Here is a 15,983-nt window from a genome sequence, read left to right as displayed (position 1 = left end):
TCAAGTGAGCGAACATAAGAGCGCCGCCGACCGCTACGCGGCCAAGGGCTTCTCGACCACGGCGATCCACGCGGGCTACGACCCGGACCCGCTGACCGGCGCCGTCAACGTCCCCATCTACGCGAGCTCGACGTTCAAGCAGGACGGCGTCGGCGGCATGCGTGGCGGCTTCGAGTACGCGCGTACCGGTAACCCCACCCGGCAGGCGTACGAGGCGAACATCGCTGCCATCGAAGGCGGGACCTTCGGGCGGGCGTTCGCGTCCGGCATGGCGGCCACCGACGCGATCCTCCGCGCCACACTGCGGCCCGGCGACCATCTGGTGATCCCCGACGACGCGTACGGCGGCACCTTCCGACTGATCGACAAGGTGTTCTCGCAGTGGGGGATCGAGCACACCCCCGCCGCCGTGAACGACGTGGACGCGGTGCGTGCTGCCATCCGCCCGAACACCAAGCTGGTGTGGGTCGAGACGCCCACCAACCCGCTGCTGAACATCGGTGACATCGAAGCCCTCGCGGGGGTGGCACACGACGGTGACGCGCGACTCGTCGTCGACAACACCTTCGCCAGCCCCTACCTGCAGACGCCGCTCGCGCTCGGCGCGGACGTCGTGCTGCACTCCGCGACGAAGTACCTGGGTGGGCACAGTGACACCGTCGGCGGCGCGCTGGTGACGAGCGACGAGCAGCTGGACGCCGACGTCGCCTTCCTGCAGAACGGTTCCGGCGGCGTGCCCGGTCCCTTCGACGTGTACCTCACGCTGCGCGGGATCAAGACCCTGGGCGTGCGGATGGATCGGCACTGCGACAACGCCGAACAGGTCGTCGAGTTCCTCAGCGGCCGGCCCGAGGTGGCGTCCGTGCTGTACCCCGGCCTTCCGTCGCATCCGAACCACGCGGTGGCGGCGAAGCAGATGCGGCGATTCGGCGGCATGGTGTCGGTGCGCCTGAAGGGCGGCCTCAAGGCGGCGCAGCGACTGTGCGCCCGGACCGAGGTGTTCACGCTGGCCGAGTCGCTGGGCGGCATCGAGTCGCTCATCGAGCACCCCGGCGCGATGACCCACGCGTCCACCGCCGGCTCCCAGCTGGAGGTCCCTGCCGACCTGGTCCGCCTGTCCGTGGGCATCGAGGACATCGGTGACCTGATCGCCGACCTGGAGAACGCGCTGGGCTGACAACCGGGCCTGCAGCACGATCGCGCTCCGAAGGGCGGACCGCGGTGCGGTCGTCCGCGAGTGACCCCCGCCGACGGAAGGGTGCACATGTTGGGCGACGGAAGGGTGCACATGTTGGGCGATGCGACCTGGCCGCAGATCGACGCCGAACCGCCCGCCGTGCTGATCGTCCCCGTCGGCGCGGTCGAGCAGCACGGACCGCACCTGCCACTCGACACCGACACCCGCGTCGCCGTCGCCGTGGCACGGACGGTGGCGGCCGCGACGCCGGGAACGGTGTGCGCCCCGGCGCTGGCGTACGGCGCGTCCGGCGAGCACGAGGGTTTCCCGGGGACGGTGTCGATCGGCACCGAGGCGTTGGCGGCGATCCTGCTCGAGTACGGCCGCAGCGCCTGCCGCTGGGTGCCGCGCCTGCTGCTGATCAACGGCCACGGCGGCAACGCGCAGGCGGTGGCGGGTGCCGTCCGCCGCCTGCGGTACGAGGCCCGAGACGTCGCATGGGCCGCATGCGATCCCCGCGGCTCCGACCCGCACGCCGGATTCGCCGAGACGTCGATGCTGCTGCACCTGTGCCCGGAGTCGGTGCGGCTGAGCATGATCGAGGTCGGCGACACCCGCCCGCTCACCGAGACCCTGCCGCTGCTGCGCGCCGGGGGCACCCGTGCCGTCACCGCCAATGGGATCCTGGGCGACCCTCGTGCGGCGACCGCCGCCGACGGTCTGCGGCTGTTCGACGAACTCACGGCGCGGATCGTCGCTGCGACCCGGACATGGGCGCCCGACGAGCACGGCCGACTGAAGGCGGGGCGCTGACATGACGGCCCGACTGCCGGACGGGTTCCGCGCCCGACTCGACCCGGCTGTGCGCCGCGCAGCCGGCGGTCGGGTGTTGCTCGGCGGCGCGCCCCTGCGGTTGCTGCGGCTGGCGCCCGCCGCCGCCGAGATCATCCGTGGCGATGGCACGGTCACCGTCGGCGACGACCGCGGCGCCGCCGTCGTACGCCACCTGCTGGACGCCGGGATCGCGCAGCCGGCCCCGGACCCCGGCTCGCGGGGGCAGGGCGTCACCGTCGTGGTACCGGTGCGGGACAACGCGTCCGGGGTCGATCGCCTGCTGCGCGCGCTGCCCGGGCTGCCCGTCGTGGTGGTGGACGACGGTTCCGCACAACCGATCCGGCCCGCCGGTGCCCGCGTGCTGCGCACCGAGATCTCGCGCGGTCCCGCCGCGGCCCGCAATCTGGGGATCGCCGCTGCGGACACGGAGCTCGTGGCCGTGCTGGACTCCGATGTGGTGCCGCAGCCCGGGTGGCTCGACGCGCTGCTGCCGCACTTCGACGACCCGGCCGTGGCCCTCGCCGCGCCGCGCATCGTCGCGCTCGATCCGGGTGGGGGCGCCCGCGCCGGGGCGTGGGGCCCCGTCGCGCGGTACGAGTCGGTGCGCTCGTCCCTCGACCTCGGCCGCCGCGCCGCCGCGGTCCGTGCCGGCACCCCCGTCGCCTATGTGCCGAGCGCGGCGATGATGTTGCGGCGCAGCGCCTTCGACGAGTGTGGCGGGTTCGCGCCGGATATGCACGTGGGCGAGGATGTGGACCTGTGCTGGCGGCTGGCGGACGCGGGCTGGTGCCTGCGCTACGAGCCGGCGTCCGAGGTGGCCCACGATCATCGGGTGAGAGTGTGGGACTGGTTGCGGCGCAAGGCGTTCTACGGAACCAGTGCGGCGCCGCTGGCGATCCGGCATCCGGGGCTGGTGCCGCCGGTCGCGATGTCCGGCGCTACCCTCGCCGGGGTGGTGGGACTCGCGACCGGGACCCGCGTCGGGCTCGCCACGGCCGTCGCGTCGCAGGCGTACGCGGCCGTGAGAGTGGCCGGGACCCTCGACGGCGTACCCGGCCGCGGCCCGTTGGTCGCGGCGATCGTCGCGCGCGGATTCCTGGGCGGGTGTCGTCAGGCGGCGTCGGCGATGTGGCGGCACTACTGGCCGATAACCCTTGCGGCCGGGTGCTTGTCGCGCCGGGTGCGGCGTGCCGCAGCCGGCGCAGCGGTGGCCGACGGTGCCCTCGACTGGTGGGAGCGGCGCCGCCCCGCGGGCTCGGGTCGAGGAGGGAAGGGCCCCGACCCGCTGACCCACATCGTGCTCCTGCGTGCGGACGACATCGCCTACGGTGCCGGGCTGTGGCGCGGTGCGGTGACCGCGCGCAGCGCAGCCGCCCTGCGGCCACGGATCACCTGGTGACCGACCCGGCGGCCGGACCGTTCGACGTGATCGTGGTGGGCGCCGGATCCGCCGGGTCGGTGGTGGCCGGCCGGCTCGCGGAGAACCCGGCCGTGCGGGTGTTGCTCATCGAGGCGGGTCCCCCGGCGCTGTCACCCGGTCCGGTGGGGGTGCTTCCGGTCGGGCCGGGCGCGGACGGGCTGCTGCGCTACCGCGACGAGGTCGCTCCGGGCACGTGGATCGCCGCCGCGCGGGGCGGCCGGGTGGGCGGCGGCAGCGCCGTGAACGGGGCGTACCTGCTGCGTGCTCGGCCGCCGGACTTCGCGTCCTGGCCGCCGGGCTGGGACGCGGCCACCATGTCGGGCTGTTACGACCGGATCCGTCTGCCGCGCACGGTTCGGCCCCCGACGGTGTGGCATCCGGCGAGCCGGGCCGTCGTGGAAGCTGCTGTGGAACAGGGATATCGGTTCCGTCTCGACCTCGACGATCCGGAGCCCGAGGGGGCGGGCGTGGTCGGCGCGGTGGCGGTTAACGTCCTCGGCGGGCGCCGGATCGACGTCGCCGAGCGCTACCTCGCGCCCAGGTCGAACCTGCGGGTCCTGACGGGCCGTGCCGTCCGCCGCGTGCTGCTCGCCGGGCGCGGCGACGGCCTGCGCGCCGTCGGCGTCGAACTAACCGATGGGGCGACGGTGTCGGCGGGGCGGATCGTGCTCAGCGCGGGCGCGGTCGGCACGCCGCGGGTGTTGCACCGCTCGGGGATCGGCCCCGCCCCCGATCTGCGCCGGGCCGGCATCTCGGTGGTCGTCGACCTGCCCGGGGTCGGCCGCGGCGGCACCGACCACCCGGAGGTCACCGTCGCACTGGACGCCGAGCGCCTCCCCACGGCTGCCGGCGCGGCGACCGACCGGCCGCTGCTCGAGGTCGCCGTCGAGGCGCATCTGCCCGCGGGGGCGGTCGAGCTGCGGCCGTACACGGCGCCGTTCGGAGTGGTGATCCCCGGGGTCGTCGACCCGTTGCTGCGCATCGGCGTCTCCGCCATGGGGTCGCGGGCGCCCGTGGCCGTGTCCGTCGCCGTCGACCCGGCCGAACCCGCGTTCGTGCGGCGCACGCCGTCCGCGGCCGACGATGCCGCGCTCGCCGCCGGCGTGGCCCTCGCGCGCGAGCTGGTCCCGACGCTGCCGGGCCCCCCGGATCGCTCGGCGCCACTGCACCTGTGCGGCACCGCCCGGATGGGTGTCGACGGTGATCGTGGCGCCGTCGTGGACGCGGGGCTGCGAGTCCGGGGCGTAGACGGGCTCTATGTGGCCGACGGATCCGCCGTCCCCGTGGTCCCCTCGCGGGGCCCGCACGCGACGGTGATCGCGCTCGCCGAGCGGTTCGTGCTGATCGCCACGACCGATTCAGGGCCGCTCCGGGCCTGAAATCCGCCGTTGCACGGCCGGCGCAGGGCGGCGCCGTCTCATACGGCGCAGCCGAAACGCGCGCGACACGCCGTGCGACAACGAGCGGAAACCTGGGCACGGGGGTCTGAATGGTAACGAAACGGTCTCCAAGCTTCGGCTCAACTTTCGCGCGCGTCGCTCCTGCGATTAGTGTGTTGCTTGTTGTATGGAGTGGCACAAGTGGCTGGAGTGGACGTTGAGGCCTAACCAGAGCAGGAAGGTGCGCAATTTCGCGTACGGTGGCACCGCAGTGGTGACTGCCGCCGCGATCGCCGCGGCCTGCACGCTGACCTCGGGAAACCCGGCGGGCTACGGGCAGGGGTTGCGATACGACGCGGTCCCCGGCGCCACGAGTCCGGGGGAGGCGCCGCCACCGTCGGGGGCGTCCGCCGCACCCGGCGTCGGAGCGAACCCAGGGGCGCACCCGCAGGGTCGCACGAGCGACGCGCCCCCGCCGCCGCCGAAGCCGATCCCGGCCACCAAGATCATCACCAAGACGGTCCAGGCCCCCGCGCCACGGATAACGGTCACATCACCGCCTGCGCCGCTGCCCGTCCACGTCGCGCCCACGCACACGGAACCGGCGCGCACCGCTCCCGCGCGCATCGACCCGGTGCAGAGGACCCCGGCGCGCCCGACCATCACCCCGCCCGACACGACACCTCCCGACACGACCCCGCCCGACACGACCCCGCCCGACACCGACGTCCCGGAGGCGCAGTCCACCGCCACGTCCACGACCACGGTGACCGAGCCGCCGTCGCCCGGCGACCCCGGCGTGCAGTCACCCGGCGACCCGGGCGCGCAGGTGCCCGGTGACCCCGGCGTGCAGGTGCCCGGCGATCCCGGCGTGACCTCACCCGGTGATCCCGGCGCGACCTCACCCGGCGACCCCGACGCGCCGCAGGTCGCGAGTGATCCGGCTACGACGGTGCCGATATACACGTCGAGCGCCGGCGCGGACTGCGCAGTGAGCAAGTGCATCGCGCTGACGTTCTCGGGCGGACCGGGCCCAGAGACGCGGCAGTTCCTGCAGGTGTTGCAGGCGCACGGCGCGCATGCCACCTTCTTCGTGACCGGTGCACAGGTGACGCAGAACGCCGACGTCGTCGCCGCGATCGCGGGTTCGGGCAACGAGATCGGCAACGGCACGTTCTCGCAGCCCGACATGACCACGCTGTCCGCCGCCGACCAGGCCACCGAACTCAGGGAGACCGACGACGCCGTGCGGTCGGCCACGGGGATCGAGCCCACGCTGTTCCGCCCGATGGGCGGCCACACGAGCAGCGACGTGGTGGCGGCGGGCAAGCGTCAGGGCCTCACCGAGGTGCTGTGGGACCTCGACACGCAGGACTACAGCGACCAGTCGGACCCGTCGGCCGTCGCGGCCGCGATCGAGCGGGCCAAGCCGGGCCAGATCGTGATGCTGCACGACACGTTCGCGGCGTCGGCGACGGGGCTGGACCAGGCGCTGACGGTGCTCGCGAAGAAGGGGTATGTCTTCGTCACCGCGAGCCAGCTGCTCGGGTCACGCCGGTAGCTGCTCGGGTCGCGTCGCTGGATCGCCGAGACGACGAACGCGGGGCGTGTCCCGATCAGGACACGCCCCGCGTTCTGCGGTCTCGCCGGCGATGTGCCGACCGGGTCAGGAGTGGTACGGCTCCGCGCTGACCAGCGTCACCTTGATGGTTGCGCCGCTCGGGATGGTGTACTCGCGGGTCTCGCCGACCTTCGCCTCGATCAGGGCGTGGCCCAGCGGCGAGTTGGGTGAGTAGACCTCGAGCTTGCCGTCCTGGGCCCCCTCCTCGCGGGTTCCGATCAGGAAGGTCTCGTGGTCCGACTCGTCGCCGTCGTAGTAGACCTTGACCACCGAGCCGGGCAGTGCGACGCCCGACTGCGACGGCGCCTCGCCCACCTTCGCGTTGTTCAGCAACTCCTGCAGCTGGCGGATGCGCGCCTCCTGCTGGCCCTGCTCCTCGCGGGCCGCGTGGTACCCGCCGTTCTCCTTGAGGTCACCCTCCTCGCGGCGCTCGTTGATCTCGGCAGCGATGACGGGCCGGTTGGCGATCAGCGCCGTGAGCTCGGTCTGGAGGCGCTCGTGTGACTCGGGAGTCAGCCAGGTCACCTGAGTGTCGGTCATCTCGTCACTCCATTTCGTAGGTATCGGGCACGGTCTCGTCGTGCGGTGATGTGTCGCCGGACGGGCCTCAGAGAGTCCGCTGACCTGCGGCATCACCCGTAAATGCAGCAATACACGGCTCCGCGGCGGAACCGTGCATCCGACGATCATAGCACCGACGGACCCGATGCGCCCTCGGCGGCTGTGACCCGCGTCGCACGCGCGAGCGCGTCCTGGTAGCTGGGTTCGCGGGCCTTGACGTACCAGCACACGAGGTAGCTGATCGGCATGATCGCGATCTCGACCAGCGTCTTCCAGAGGAAGCCGAGGATCGTGTAGTTGAGGAACTGGCCCGGGGACGTGAAGCCGAGGGCGGGCGCGGCGATGGAACAGAAGACCAGGGTGTCGAAGAACTCGCCTACCACCGTGGAGCCGAGCAGCCGCGACCACAGCATCTTCTCGCCGGTCCATGCCTTCATCTTGACCAGGACGAACGAGTTCATCAGCTCGCCGCACACGTAGCCCGACAGCCCGGCCAACAGGAACCGCGGAACGACGCCGGCGATGGCGTCGAACGCCGCCTCGTTGTGCCAGTCGGGGGACGCGGGGAGCTTGCTGGTGATCCAGAAGCACAGGGCGGCCAGGGCGAGGATCGCGAAGCCGGCCAGGATCACACGTCGCATCGCGCGGAATCCGTACACCTCGGAGATCACGTCACCCAGCACGTAGGCGAGCGGGAAGAGGTAGAAGGCGCCGTCGGTGGCGATGCCGTCGATGTGCAGCCCGAGGATGTCGAGATGTAGTGACGGGGCGAACACCACCGCCTTGGTGGTGGTGATGTTGGAGATGATCATCACGCCGGCGAACAGGCCGACCATGATCATGAGGTAGGGGCTGGACAGTGTCGCGTACGCCGGCGTCGCGCGGAGCGAGGCCGGCCGTCCAGACTTGTTGGTTTCGGTGTCGGTCATGCGCGGCAGGTTAGCCGCACGTGAGCTGGGGCGCTCGGTCGGGCGGGGCGGTAGGCCGCCCGGGCCGCTGGGCGGCCGACGCGCCACGCAGTAGCCGACGGCGCGGTCAGGCCGGAGTGGAGCGGCAGCCGACCAGTTCGGCGGGCCCGACCTTGGCGGCGAGCTCACCGATCAGTGCGATGGGGATCTGCCGCGGGTCGCTGAACCGCAGGCAGCGGGTGCCGATCCGGCCGACGACACCGTCGCACCGGTCGGGGAGGAGCCGCGCGTAACGCTCGCGGAACCACGAGGAGATCTGCTCGTCGCCGTAGAGCCCGAGGTGGTAGATGGAGATGCCACCGCGCTGCGATGCCAGGGAGAGGAAGGGGAGCGGGGTGCGCGGATCGCCGCTATGGCCCTTGCTGAAGGCGCTGGCAGGCACGATCCAGGAGATCATGCCGTACTCGACCACGGCCTCGCAGCGCCGACCGAGTCGCGCGGTGATGACGTCGTACAGGGCACGGATCACCGTGCGCCGATCCTCCGGCACGGTCTCGAGGAAGTCGGTGATCGCCGCCGGAAGGCCGGTGGAATCGGCTGCCGGCAAGGATGTCTCGTGCGGATTCGGCACGCCCGGCGCTGAGGTCATGGCGGCTTCCTCCTGATCCTCCTGCGCGAGCGGGCTCCTCGCTATCGATCAAGATACGCCGGAACCGCGGTCCCGCAACCGAACACCTGACCCACTGCCGGCGCTCCGTTCGTGTGCACGCGTGCGGTCACGGTCACGACGGCGTCGTGCGCAGGCGGGACGTAGAACTCGCGGCGGCCGATCTCGGTGCCGTCCCGGTCCTTGACGTAGACGATGCAGCTCACCGCCTGCGCCGGGTTCTGGCGGGTCACGGTCACGTCCACCGCCGCTGTGGACGGGTCGATCAGCTCGTACCCGGCCGTGGCGCCGGAGACCGGTTGCGCCGCGAACTTGCGGTAGCCGACATACGCGATCACCAGGCCCAGGATCACGACCACCACGCTGCCGGCCATCAGGATGCGGCGCGTCCAGCGCGGATCGTGCTGGTCGGGGTAGCGCCCCGCCGGGACAGTGCTCGCCTGCGACATGCCTCCATGCTGCCGTATCGCCGGCGAGGTGCGTGCGGGCACCGTCGTCGCCCGCGCACGGAACCCTGCCGGGCGCGGTACGCGGCCGATCGTGGACACTGGAGCGCATGACCGGTTATCGTCTCCTCGCCGTGCACGCCCACCCCGACGACGAGTCGAGCAAGGGTGCCGCCACGATGGCGCGCTATGCAGCCGAGGGCAACGACGTCATGGTCGCCACGTTCACCGGCGGTGAGCGCGGCGACGTCCTCAACCCCGCGATGGACGTGCCCGGGATCAAGGACAGGCTCTCCGAGGTCCGGCGCGAGGAGATGGCCAAGGCCGCGGCCGTGCTCGGCGTCCAGCACCGCTGGCTGGGCTACGTCGACTCGGGGTTGCCCGAGGGCGACCCCAAGCCGCCGCTGCCCGAGGGCTGCTTCGCGCTGGTCCCGCTCGAGGAGTCGACGGAGGCCCTGGTTCGGCTGATCCGCGAGTTCCGCCCGCACGTGATGATCACCTACGACGAGAACGGTGGTTACCCACACCCCGACCACATCCGTACTCACGAGGTATCCATGGCGGCATACGACGCGGCCGCGGACCCCGCCCGGTACCTCGATGCGGGGGCGCCGTGGGCGATCTCGAAGCTGTACTACAGCCACGGCTTCCTCAAGGGGCGGTTCCAGGCGTTCGCGGACGAGTTCGACAAGCAGGGCGTCGAGAACCCCTTCCGGGAGTGGCTGACCCGCTGGAAGGATGCCCGCACGGACGTGATGGCGCGGGTCACGACCCAGGTGTCGTGCGCCGAGTACTTCCCCGTGCGCGATGACGCACTGCGCGCGCACGCGACGCAGATCGACCCCAACGGCCCGTTCTTCGCGGTGCCGATGGAGTGGCAGCAGCGATTGTGGCCGACCGAGGAGTATGAGCTGGTCAAGACCCGGGTCTCCACGAAGATGCCCGAGAAGGACCTGTTCAGCGGGCTCGGTCCGGGGCTGGACTCGTGATCGCGATGACGGCCGGGGCTCCTGGCGTACTCGTCGCGCACGCCGCGCGCCTGCTCGCCGACCCGAACGCGCCGAAGGGGCCCGAGTTCGGCAAGGCCTCGCCCATCGGGCTGGCGGTGATCGTGATCCTGTGCGCCGTGACCTTCCTGCTGATCCGCTCGATGAACCGGCACGTCCGCGGCCTGCCGGAGTCCTTCGACGAGCCGGATGCCAAGGGGTCCGACGATGTCGAGAGCCCGCGGCCCGACGTCGCAGACGTGCCCATCGAGCAGAAGACCGACGGTGATGGTGCCGGACGGGGTAAGATCCCACCTGTCACGTAATATCACTTAAGGTTCATTTTTCACAGCAGCCTCTCAGTGCACCATCGGTCACATCTCGAGGTCTATGTGGCATGCTATTTACAGCGCTGAGATACGGCGTGGCTCGGGCGACGTCCGGGCATGACATGAGGAGTTCGCATGGCTCTCCCCACTTACTGGCGTCCCCGCCCCGGCGGTCCGGGTGGCTGGGGTCGCCCGCAGCGTCGCTGGCAGCGTCGGTGGGATCCCCGTGGCCGCCGTTGGTTCTGGGGCTGGTTCTGATCAGTTCGAGATAGCTCGGGATCACTCGGGTTCGTAGGGCGGGCGAAGCGATTCGCCTGCCCTACACCCGTCTTCGGGGTCGGGTAGCGCCGGACCCCGCCTCCTGTCGCCCCACAGCGTTTTGACAGGAATTGCGTGTACGTCTCACAGCTTCGGCTGGAAACGTACGAATCGTCGAAATCCGACTCGTCCTGATAAATGGGGCGTTGAACGAAGGAGTTCACGATGGCACTTCCTGCTCGCCCGGGCCCGCGCCCTGGTCCGGCTCCCCGTCCGGGGCCTCGTCCGCGCCCACGCCGCCGCGGCCGGCGGTGGGATCCGCGTACGCGACGGTGGCTCTGGTACTGGTTCTGAGCCGCCACCGTCTCTGAATCGACCAAGCCGCGGGGCCGGCGATCCACGTGATCGCCGGCCCCGTGTGCTCGATGGGGCCCCTCTCACACACCTCCCAGACGCGCAGAACCGCCCTGTCAGCGCATTCTGGGAAACTGGTGCACGTGACGACATCCGCGCCGCAGGCGCCCGAGGCAGACCATCCGGAGCCCGCCGGGCGGCTCCGGCCAGAGCCGCGGCACTGGGCGGTCGCGGGGCTGTTGCTGGTCGCGGCGTTGCTGTTCTGCGTGGACCTGTCGCGGAACGGCTACGGCAACGAGTTCTACGCCGCCGCCTCGCAGGCGGGTGGGCTCGACTGGAAGGCGTGGCTCTTCGCGTCCCTCGATCCCGGCAACATCATCACCGTGGACAAGCCGCCCGCCGCGACCTGGGTGTCGGCACTGTCGGTGCGAGCCTTCGGGCTCTCGTCGTGGTCGGTGCTGCTGCCCCAGGCGATCGAGGGCGTGCTCGCCGTCGGGGTCCTGTACGCGACGGTGCGCAGAGTGTTGCTGCGATCGGGTTCCGAGCAGGCGGCGACGATCGGCGGCCTGCTCGCGGGCGGCGTGCTGGCGCTGACGCCGGCCGCCGACCTGATCTTCCGGTTCAACAACCCCGACGCGCTGCTGGTCCTGCTGATGCTCGTGGCCGCCTACTGCGTGGTGCGTGCGTGCCAGGCGTCGTCGTGGAAGTGGATCGCGTGGTGCGGAGTGGCGCTCGGGTTCGCGTTCCTCACCAAGACCCTGCAGGGACTGCTCGTGCTGCCCGGCTACGGCCTGGCGTACCTGATGTTCGCGCGGCCCCGTCCGATCGGGCCCGCTCACTTCGCTCCCGGCGCCCGGGTATGGCTCAGCAAGGCTCGGGACCTGGCGATCGGCGTGGTAGCGCTCGTGGTCTCGTCCGGCTGGTACGTGCTGCTCACCATCCTGTGGCCGGCGGACGCTCGCCCCTATCTCGGCGGCTCGTCGAACAACACGTTCATGGATCTGGCGCTCGGCTACAACGGGCTCGCGCGGATCTTCGGGGGCGAGGGGCCGGGCTCGGGTGGCCATCACGGCGGTGGGGGCGGTTTCCACTTCCCCGGCGGCGGCGCGCCAGGGACGTCCTTCGGTGGCGACCCCGGATTCGAGCGGCTGCTGAGCAACGAGTTCGGCAACGAGATCTCCTGGCTGCTGCCCGCGGCCCTGGTGGTGATCGTCGCGGCCGTCGTCCTCGCCGCGCGGCGCCGCCTCGACCGGGACGTCGCGATCGGCCTCACCGTGTTCGGTACGTGGTTCGTCGTCACCGCGGTCGTGTTCGCAGGCATGAGCGGGATCGTCCACCCGTACTACACCGTCGCGCTCGCCCCGGCGATCGGCGCGTTGGTGGGCATCGGCACCGTCATCGGCTGGCGTTCCCGCGACTCGTGGGCGGGGACCGGGCTGCTGGTGGCGCTGGTCGCCGTGTCCGCCGCGTGGGGCGTCATCCGTGCCTGGCGGGCGCAGTTCGCGTGGCCCGCGCTCGGCTGGGCCACCGCGGTGCTCGGCGTAGTCGGCATCGCGGCGCTGGTGATCGGCCGCCGGTACGTCGGCCTGCGGGCGGTGACGGTGGCGGTGCTCGCCCTGGCCGGAGGCGGGGTCGCGCTGGCGACCATCGGCATCAATACGGTCGGCACCGGCCACCAGGGCGGCCTGCCGGCCGTCGTGGTGACCAGTGTCGAGGGCCAGTGGGGCTTCGGCGGCGGCCACGGACCCGGGGGCGGTCACGGTTCCGAGGGCGGTCACGGGCCGGCGTTCGGCTTCGGCCACACCGACCCGGCCGTCCTCGCGCTGCTGCGGTCGACGCACACCGAGTGGTCGGCGGCGGTCCAGGGCGCGATGGTGCAGGGCCCGCTGCAGCTGTACTCGGGGACCCCCGTCATCGCGATCGGCGGATTCGGCGGCGACCCCGCGCCCACCCTGGCGCAGTTCCAGAAACTGGTCGCCCAGGGGAGGGTCGGGTACTTCATCGACGGCGGCTTCGGGCCGCGCAGCTCGAGCGACATCTCCGATTGGGTACACAAGAACTTCACCGCCACCACCGTCGGGGGTTCGACGGTGTACAAGCTCACCCGCTGAGTCGGTGGCTACGCTTCGCGTCATGACCTCCCTCCTCGCCGCCGCGATCGAGATCACCGACACCGTCCTCGCCCCGCAGGCGGCGACGGTCGATGCCACCGGCGTGATCCCCGCCGGGCACTTCGCGGCGCTGGCCGACGCGGGGCTGTACGGCATCGCGTGCAGCGACCAGGCGGGGTCCGCCGCCGATGTCGCCGAGACCCTCGTATCGGGCTGCCGCGCAACCGGATTCGTATGGGCACAGCACCACGGCGTGTTGATCGCGGCGACGGCCGCCGGGCGGCGGCGGCTGGTCGCCGAACTGGCAGCGGGGCGTACCCGCGCGGCCGTCAGCTATGCGGGCCTGGCCTCGCACGGCCGCACACTCCGGGTCCGGCCCGACGGTGGTGGCTACGTCCTGTCCGGCACCGCCGCCATGGTCACCGGGTGGGGGCTGACCGATGTGCTGGGCGTATGGGCGCACGACGCCGAGCACGGCGAGGACCTGATGCTGCTCGTGCCGGAGCCCCACCGCGTCGCCGGAATCGCCGCCCGTCCACTCGATCTCGTCGCCGCGCGGGCGAGCGACACCGTCGCGCTGCGGTGGGACGGTGTACGGGTCGGCGGCGACGCGGTGATCGGCCGCAGGCCCGCGGCCCGGCCCCCGTCCACCGAGGCGGCCGGTTCCCGGCTGAATGGCGCGCTCTCACTCGGCACCTGCCGGGCGGCAGTGCGTGTCCTGGCCGGCGTCGACGACCCCGAGGCGCACGCCGCGGCGGCGGCGGGCCGCAGGGAACTCGATCGGGTACGCGCGGGTCTCGACGCCGCCCTGGGCGACCTCGACCGGCTGTACCGACTGCGCGGCCACGCCGCCGACCTCGCGGTGCGCCTGGCCGCGGCCACTGTCGCCGCCACCGGGAGCCGCGCCGTGCTGGCCGGATCCGACGCCGAGCGGCTCACCCGTGAGGCCCTGTTCTGCATCGTCTGCGCCACCCGGCCGCAGATCCGCTCGGCCGTGCTGGCGCGGGCGACCGGGGCAGCTCTCTAGGCTGGCTGCATGGCCAACCTGCTCGGCGACGCGACCAGCCCCTACCTGCGGCAGCACGCGGACAACCCGGTGCACTGGCGGCAGTGGTCGCCGGAGGCCTTCGCGGAGGCCGAGCGACGGGACGTGCCGGTGCTGCTCTCGGTGGGCTACGCGGCGTGCCACTGGTGCCACGTGATGGCGCACGAGTCGTTCGAGGACGCCGCCACCGCCGAGCAGATGAACCGGGATTTCGTGTGCGTCAAGGTGGATCGCGAGGAGCGCCCCGACATCGACGCGATCTACATGAACGCCACCGTCGCGATGACCGGTCAGGGCGGCTGGCCCATGACCTGCTTCCTCACCCCGTCCGGGCAACCGTTCTACTGCGGCACCTACTATCCCCGGGAACCGCGCGGCGGCATGCCGTCGCTGCGACAACTGCTCACCGCCATCACCGAGACCTGGCGCGAGCGGCGCAGCGAGGTGGACGCGATGGGCGCCAAGGTGACCGCGCACCTCGCGGCCGCCGCCGGTGGGCTGCCCGACGGTGCCGAGCCCACCGGTGCGCAGCTCGCCGACGCCGTCGCGGCCCTGGTCGCCGACGAGGACCCGGTGCACGCGGGATTCGGTGGGGCGCCGAAGTTCCCGCCGTCCGCCGCGCTGGAGGCGCTGCTGCGGCAGCACGAGCGGACAGGAGAGACCGCGGCGCTGGGAGTGGCGGTGCGGGCCGCCGAGGCGATGGCCCGCGGCGGCATCTACGACCAGCTCGCCGGCGGCTTCGCCCGGTACGCCGTCGACGCCGCGTGGGTGGTTCCCCACTTCGAGAAGATGTTGTACGACAACGCCCTTCTGCTTCGCTTCTACGCGCACCTCGCGCGGCGCACCGGCTCGCCGCTGGCCGGGCGGGTCACCGACGAGACCGCGGACTTCCTGGTCCGCGATCTGGGTGTCGGCGCAGCGTTCGCCTCGTCGCTCGACGCCGACACCGATGGGGTGGAGGGCGCGACATACGTGTGGACGCCCGCGCAGCTGCGGGCTGTCCTCGGTGATGACGACGGTGACTGGGCAGCAAAGGTTTTCGATGTCACCGCGGTGGGAACCTTCGAGCACGGCGCGTCGACGCTGCAACTTCCCGTCGATCCCGCGGACGTCGCGCGGCTGGAATCCGTGCGGTCGCGCCTGCTCGCCGCGAGGGCGCAGCGACCGCAGCCGCGGCGCGACGACAAGGTGGTCACGGTCTGGAACGGGCTGGCGATCACCGCGCTCGCGGAAGCGGGTCGCGTCGCGGATGCCGCCCGGGCGGCGACATATGTCCTGGACAAGCACTGGGACGGAAAGGTGCTGCGCCGCAGCTCGCTCGGCGGGGTGGTCGGCGACGCGCCCGGCATGCTCGAGGACTACGCCGCGTTCGTCACCGCCCTGCTGGCGCTGTACCAGCGTACCGGCGAGAAGCGTTGGTGCGCAGCGGCACAGGAGATCCTCGACGCGGCTCTGCCGCGGTTCGCCGACCCTGCGGCCGACGGCGGCTGGTACGACGCCCCCGTCGACGGCGAGCACCTGCTCACCCGCCCGCGCGACCCGGCGGACGGCGCGACACCGTCGGGCGCGAGCCTGATCGCCGAGGCCGTGACCTACGCCGAGCACCTGCTCGACCCCGAGAGCGGCGGGCCCGCGGCTCGATTCGACTACACGGGGCTCGCGGCTCGATTCGACTATGCCGCTGTCGCGGCGGACACCCGCGCCCGCAATGCGGTCCTGATCGTCAAGGTGCCGCGCGGCGCCGGGCATCACCTCGCCGTCGCGGAGCAGGCGGCGCGGCAGCTGATCGTCGCCGTGGCGACGGGGGAGGGCGCCGACGACCTCGTCGCCGAGGCCCGCGAGCTGGCACCGGGCGGCACCGTCGTCATCACCGGCGCGCGGGACTCG

Annotated in this window: 14 protein-coding genes; 10 read left to right on the top strand and 4 right to left on the bottom strand. The window is 72.1% G+C overall.

From position 1 onward, the window contains the following. Nucleotides 1–4: 4 nt before the first annotated feature. From ABD908_RS16370 to ABD908_RS16350, 5 genes are all read left to right on the top strand, one after another. Nucleotides 5–1,177 carry a cystathionine gamma-synthase gene (locus tag ABD908_RS16370; RefSeq protein ID WP_344997819.1) on the top strand — a complete coding sequence of 391 codons (1,173 nt, stop codon included), beginning with the start codon at nucleotides 5–7 and terminating at the stop codon, nucleotides 1,175–1,177. A gap of 111 nt (nucleotides 1,178–1,288) precedes the next feature. Further along, on the top strand, nucleotides 1,289–1,990 hold the full coding sequence (gene mftE, locus ABD908_RS16365) for a mycofactocin biosynthesis peptidyl-dipeptidase MftE (protein WP_344997817.1): 702 nt from the start codon (nucleotides 1,289–1,291) through the stop codon (nucleotides 1,988–1,990). Nucleotide 1,991: 1 nt separating this feature from the next. After that, nucleotides 1,992–3,410, top strand: a complete 1,419-nt coding sequence (mftF, locus tag ABD908_RS16360) for a mycofactocin biosynthesis glycosyltransferase MftF (protein WP_344997815.1) — start codon at nucleotides 1,992–1,994, stop codon at nucleotides 3,408–3,410. Continuing rightward, nucleotides 3,407–4,810: a GMC family oxidoreductase N-terminal domain-containing protein gene (locus ABD908_RS16355; protein WP_344997813.1), complete on the top strand. Its 1,404-nt coding sequence runs from the start codon at nucleotides 3,407–3,409 to the stop codon at nucleotides 4,808–4,810. Before mftF ends, ABD908_RS16355 begins: the two co-directional genes overlap by 4 nt. 241 nt (nucleotides 4,811–5,051) lie before the next feature. Continuing rightward, complete coding sequence (locus ABD908_RS16350; protein ID WP_344997811.1) at nucleotides 5,052–6,371, top strand: polysaccharide deacetylase family protein; 1,320 nt, start codon at nucleotides 5,052–5,054, stop codon at nucleotides 6,369–6,371. A gap of 105 nt (nucleotides 6,372–6,476) precedes the next feature. On the opposite strand, the gene greA is transcribed toward ABD908_RS16350, so the two are convergent. The 4 genes from greA to ABD908_RS16330 form a co-directional block, all read right to left on the bottom strand. Then, the gene (greA, locus tag ABD908_RS16345; RefSeq protein ID WP_344997809.1) at nucleotides 6,477–6,971 is read right to left on the bottom strand and encodes a transcription elongation factor GreA; all 495 of its coding nucleotides are present in this window, start codon (nucleotides 6,969–6,971) and stop codon (nucleotides 6,477–6,479) included. Between the two features lie 146 nt (nucleotides 6,972–7,117). Then, on the bottom strand, nucleotides 7,118–7,921 hold the full coding sequence (locus ABD908_RS16340; RefSeq protein WP_344997807.1) for a queuosine precursor transporter: 804 nt from the start codon (nucleotides 7,919–7,921) through the stop codon (nucleotides 7,118–7,120). Nucleotides 7,922–8,027: 106 nt separating this feature from the next. Next, nucleotides 8,028–8,549: a hypothetical protein gene (locus ABD908_RS16335; protein ID WP_344997805.1), complete on the bottom strand. Its 522-nt coding sequence runs from the start codon at nucleotides 8,547–8,549 to the stop codon at nucleotides 8,028–8,030. Between the two features lie 41 nt (nucleotides 8,550–8,590). After that, nucleotides 8,591–9,016 carry a DUF4307 domain-containing protein gene (locus ABD908_RS16330; protein WP_344997803.1) on the bottom strand — a complete coding sequence of 142 codons (426 nt, stop codon included), beginning with the start codon at nucleotides 9,014–9,016 and terminating at the stop codon, nucleotides 8,591–8,593. Nucleotides 9,017–9,123: 107 nt separating this feature from the next. Between ABD908_RS16330 and mca the strand changes: the two genes are divergently transcribed. From mca to ABD908_RS16305, 5 genes are all read left to right on the top strand, one after another. Continuing rightward, nucleotides 9,124–10,002, top strand: a complete 879-nt coding sequence (gene mca / locus ABD908_RS16325) for a mycothiol conjugate amidase Mca (protein WP_344997801.1) — start codon at nucleotides 9,124–9,126, stop codon at nucleotides 10,000–10,002. A gap of 5 nt (nucleotides 10,003–10,007) precedes the next feature. After that, nucleotides 10,008–10,325: a hypothetical protein gene (locus tag ABD908_RS16320; protein WP_344997856.1), complete on the top strand. Its 318-nt coding sequence runs from the start codon at nucleotides 10,008–10,010 to the stop codon at nucleotides 10,323–10,325. Between the two features lie 758 nt (nucleotides 10,326–11,083). Next, nucleotides 11,084–13,051, top strand: a complete 1,968-nt coding sequence (locus tag ABD908_RS16315; protein ID WP_344997799.1) for a glycosyltransferase family 39 protein — start codon at nucleotides 11,084–11,086, stop codon at nucleotides 13,049–13,051. Nucleotides 13,052–13,073: 22 nt separating this feature from the next. Next, a complete protein-coding gene (locus ABD908_RS16310) occupies nucleotides 13,074–14,078 on the top strand; it encodes an acyl-CoA dehydrogenase family protein (protein ID WP_344997797.1) in 1,005 nt (334 codons plus the stop codon). 9 nt (nucleotides 14,079–14,087) lie between these two features. Then, nucleotides 14,088–15,983: thioredoxin domain-containing protein (locus ABD908_RS16305; RefSeq protein WP_344997795.1), on the top strand; the 1,896-nt coding region annotated here is incomplete at its 3' end.

Origin of the sequence: Tsukamurella soli (genome assembly GCF_039541155.1) — a bacterium.
GTDB lineage: Bacteria > Actinomycetota > Actinomycetes > Mycobacteriales > Mycobacteriaceae > Tsukamurella > Tsukamurella soli.
The sequence above is the reverse complement of the archived record's forward strand: the minus strand, read 5'-3'. Positions and strand labels throughout refer to the sequence as shown.

Excerpts from the sequence above, each read along its gene's own strand:
- greA (WP_344997809.1), bottom strand. The coding sequence starts at position 6,971 with ATGACCGACACTCAGGTGACCTGGCTGACTCCCGAGTCACACGAGCGC.
- ABD908_RS16335 (WP_344997805.1), bottom strand. The coding sequence starts at position 8,549 with ATGACCTCAGCGCCGGGCGTGCCGAATCCGCACGAGACATCCTTGCCG.
- mftE (WP_344997817.1), top strand. The coding sequence starts at position 1,289 with ATGTTGGGCGATGCGACCTGGCCGCAGATCGACGCCGAACCGCCCGCC.
- ABD908_RS16340 (WP_344997807.1), bottom strand. The coding sequence starts at position 7,921 with ATGACCGACACCGAAACCAACAAGTCTGGACGGCCGGCCTCGCTCCGC.
- ABD908_RS16320 (WP_344997856.1), top strand. The coding sequence starts at position 10,008 with ATGACGGCCGGGGCTCCTGGCGTACTCGTCGCGCACGCCGCGCGCCTG.
- mftF (WP_344997815.1), top strand. The coding sequence starts at position 1,992 with ATGACGGCCCGACTGCCGGACGGGTTCCGCGCCCGACTCGACCCGGCT.
- ABD908_RS16330 (WP_344997803.1), bottom strand. The coding sequence starts at position 9,016 with ATGTCGCAGGCGAGCACTGTCCCGGCGGGGCGCTACCCCGACCAGCAC.
- ABD908_RS16310 (WP_344997797.1), top strand. The coding sequence starts at position 13,074 with ATGACCTCCCTCCTCGCCGCCGCGATCGAGATCACCGACACCGTCCTC.
- mca (WP_344997801.1), top strand. The coding sequence starts at position 9,124 with ATGACCGGTTATCGTCTCCTCGCCGTGCACGCCCACCCCGACGACGAG.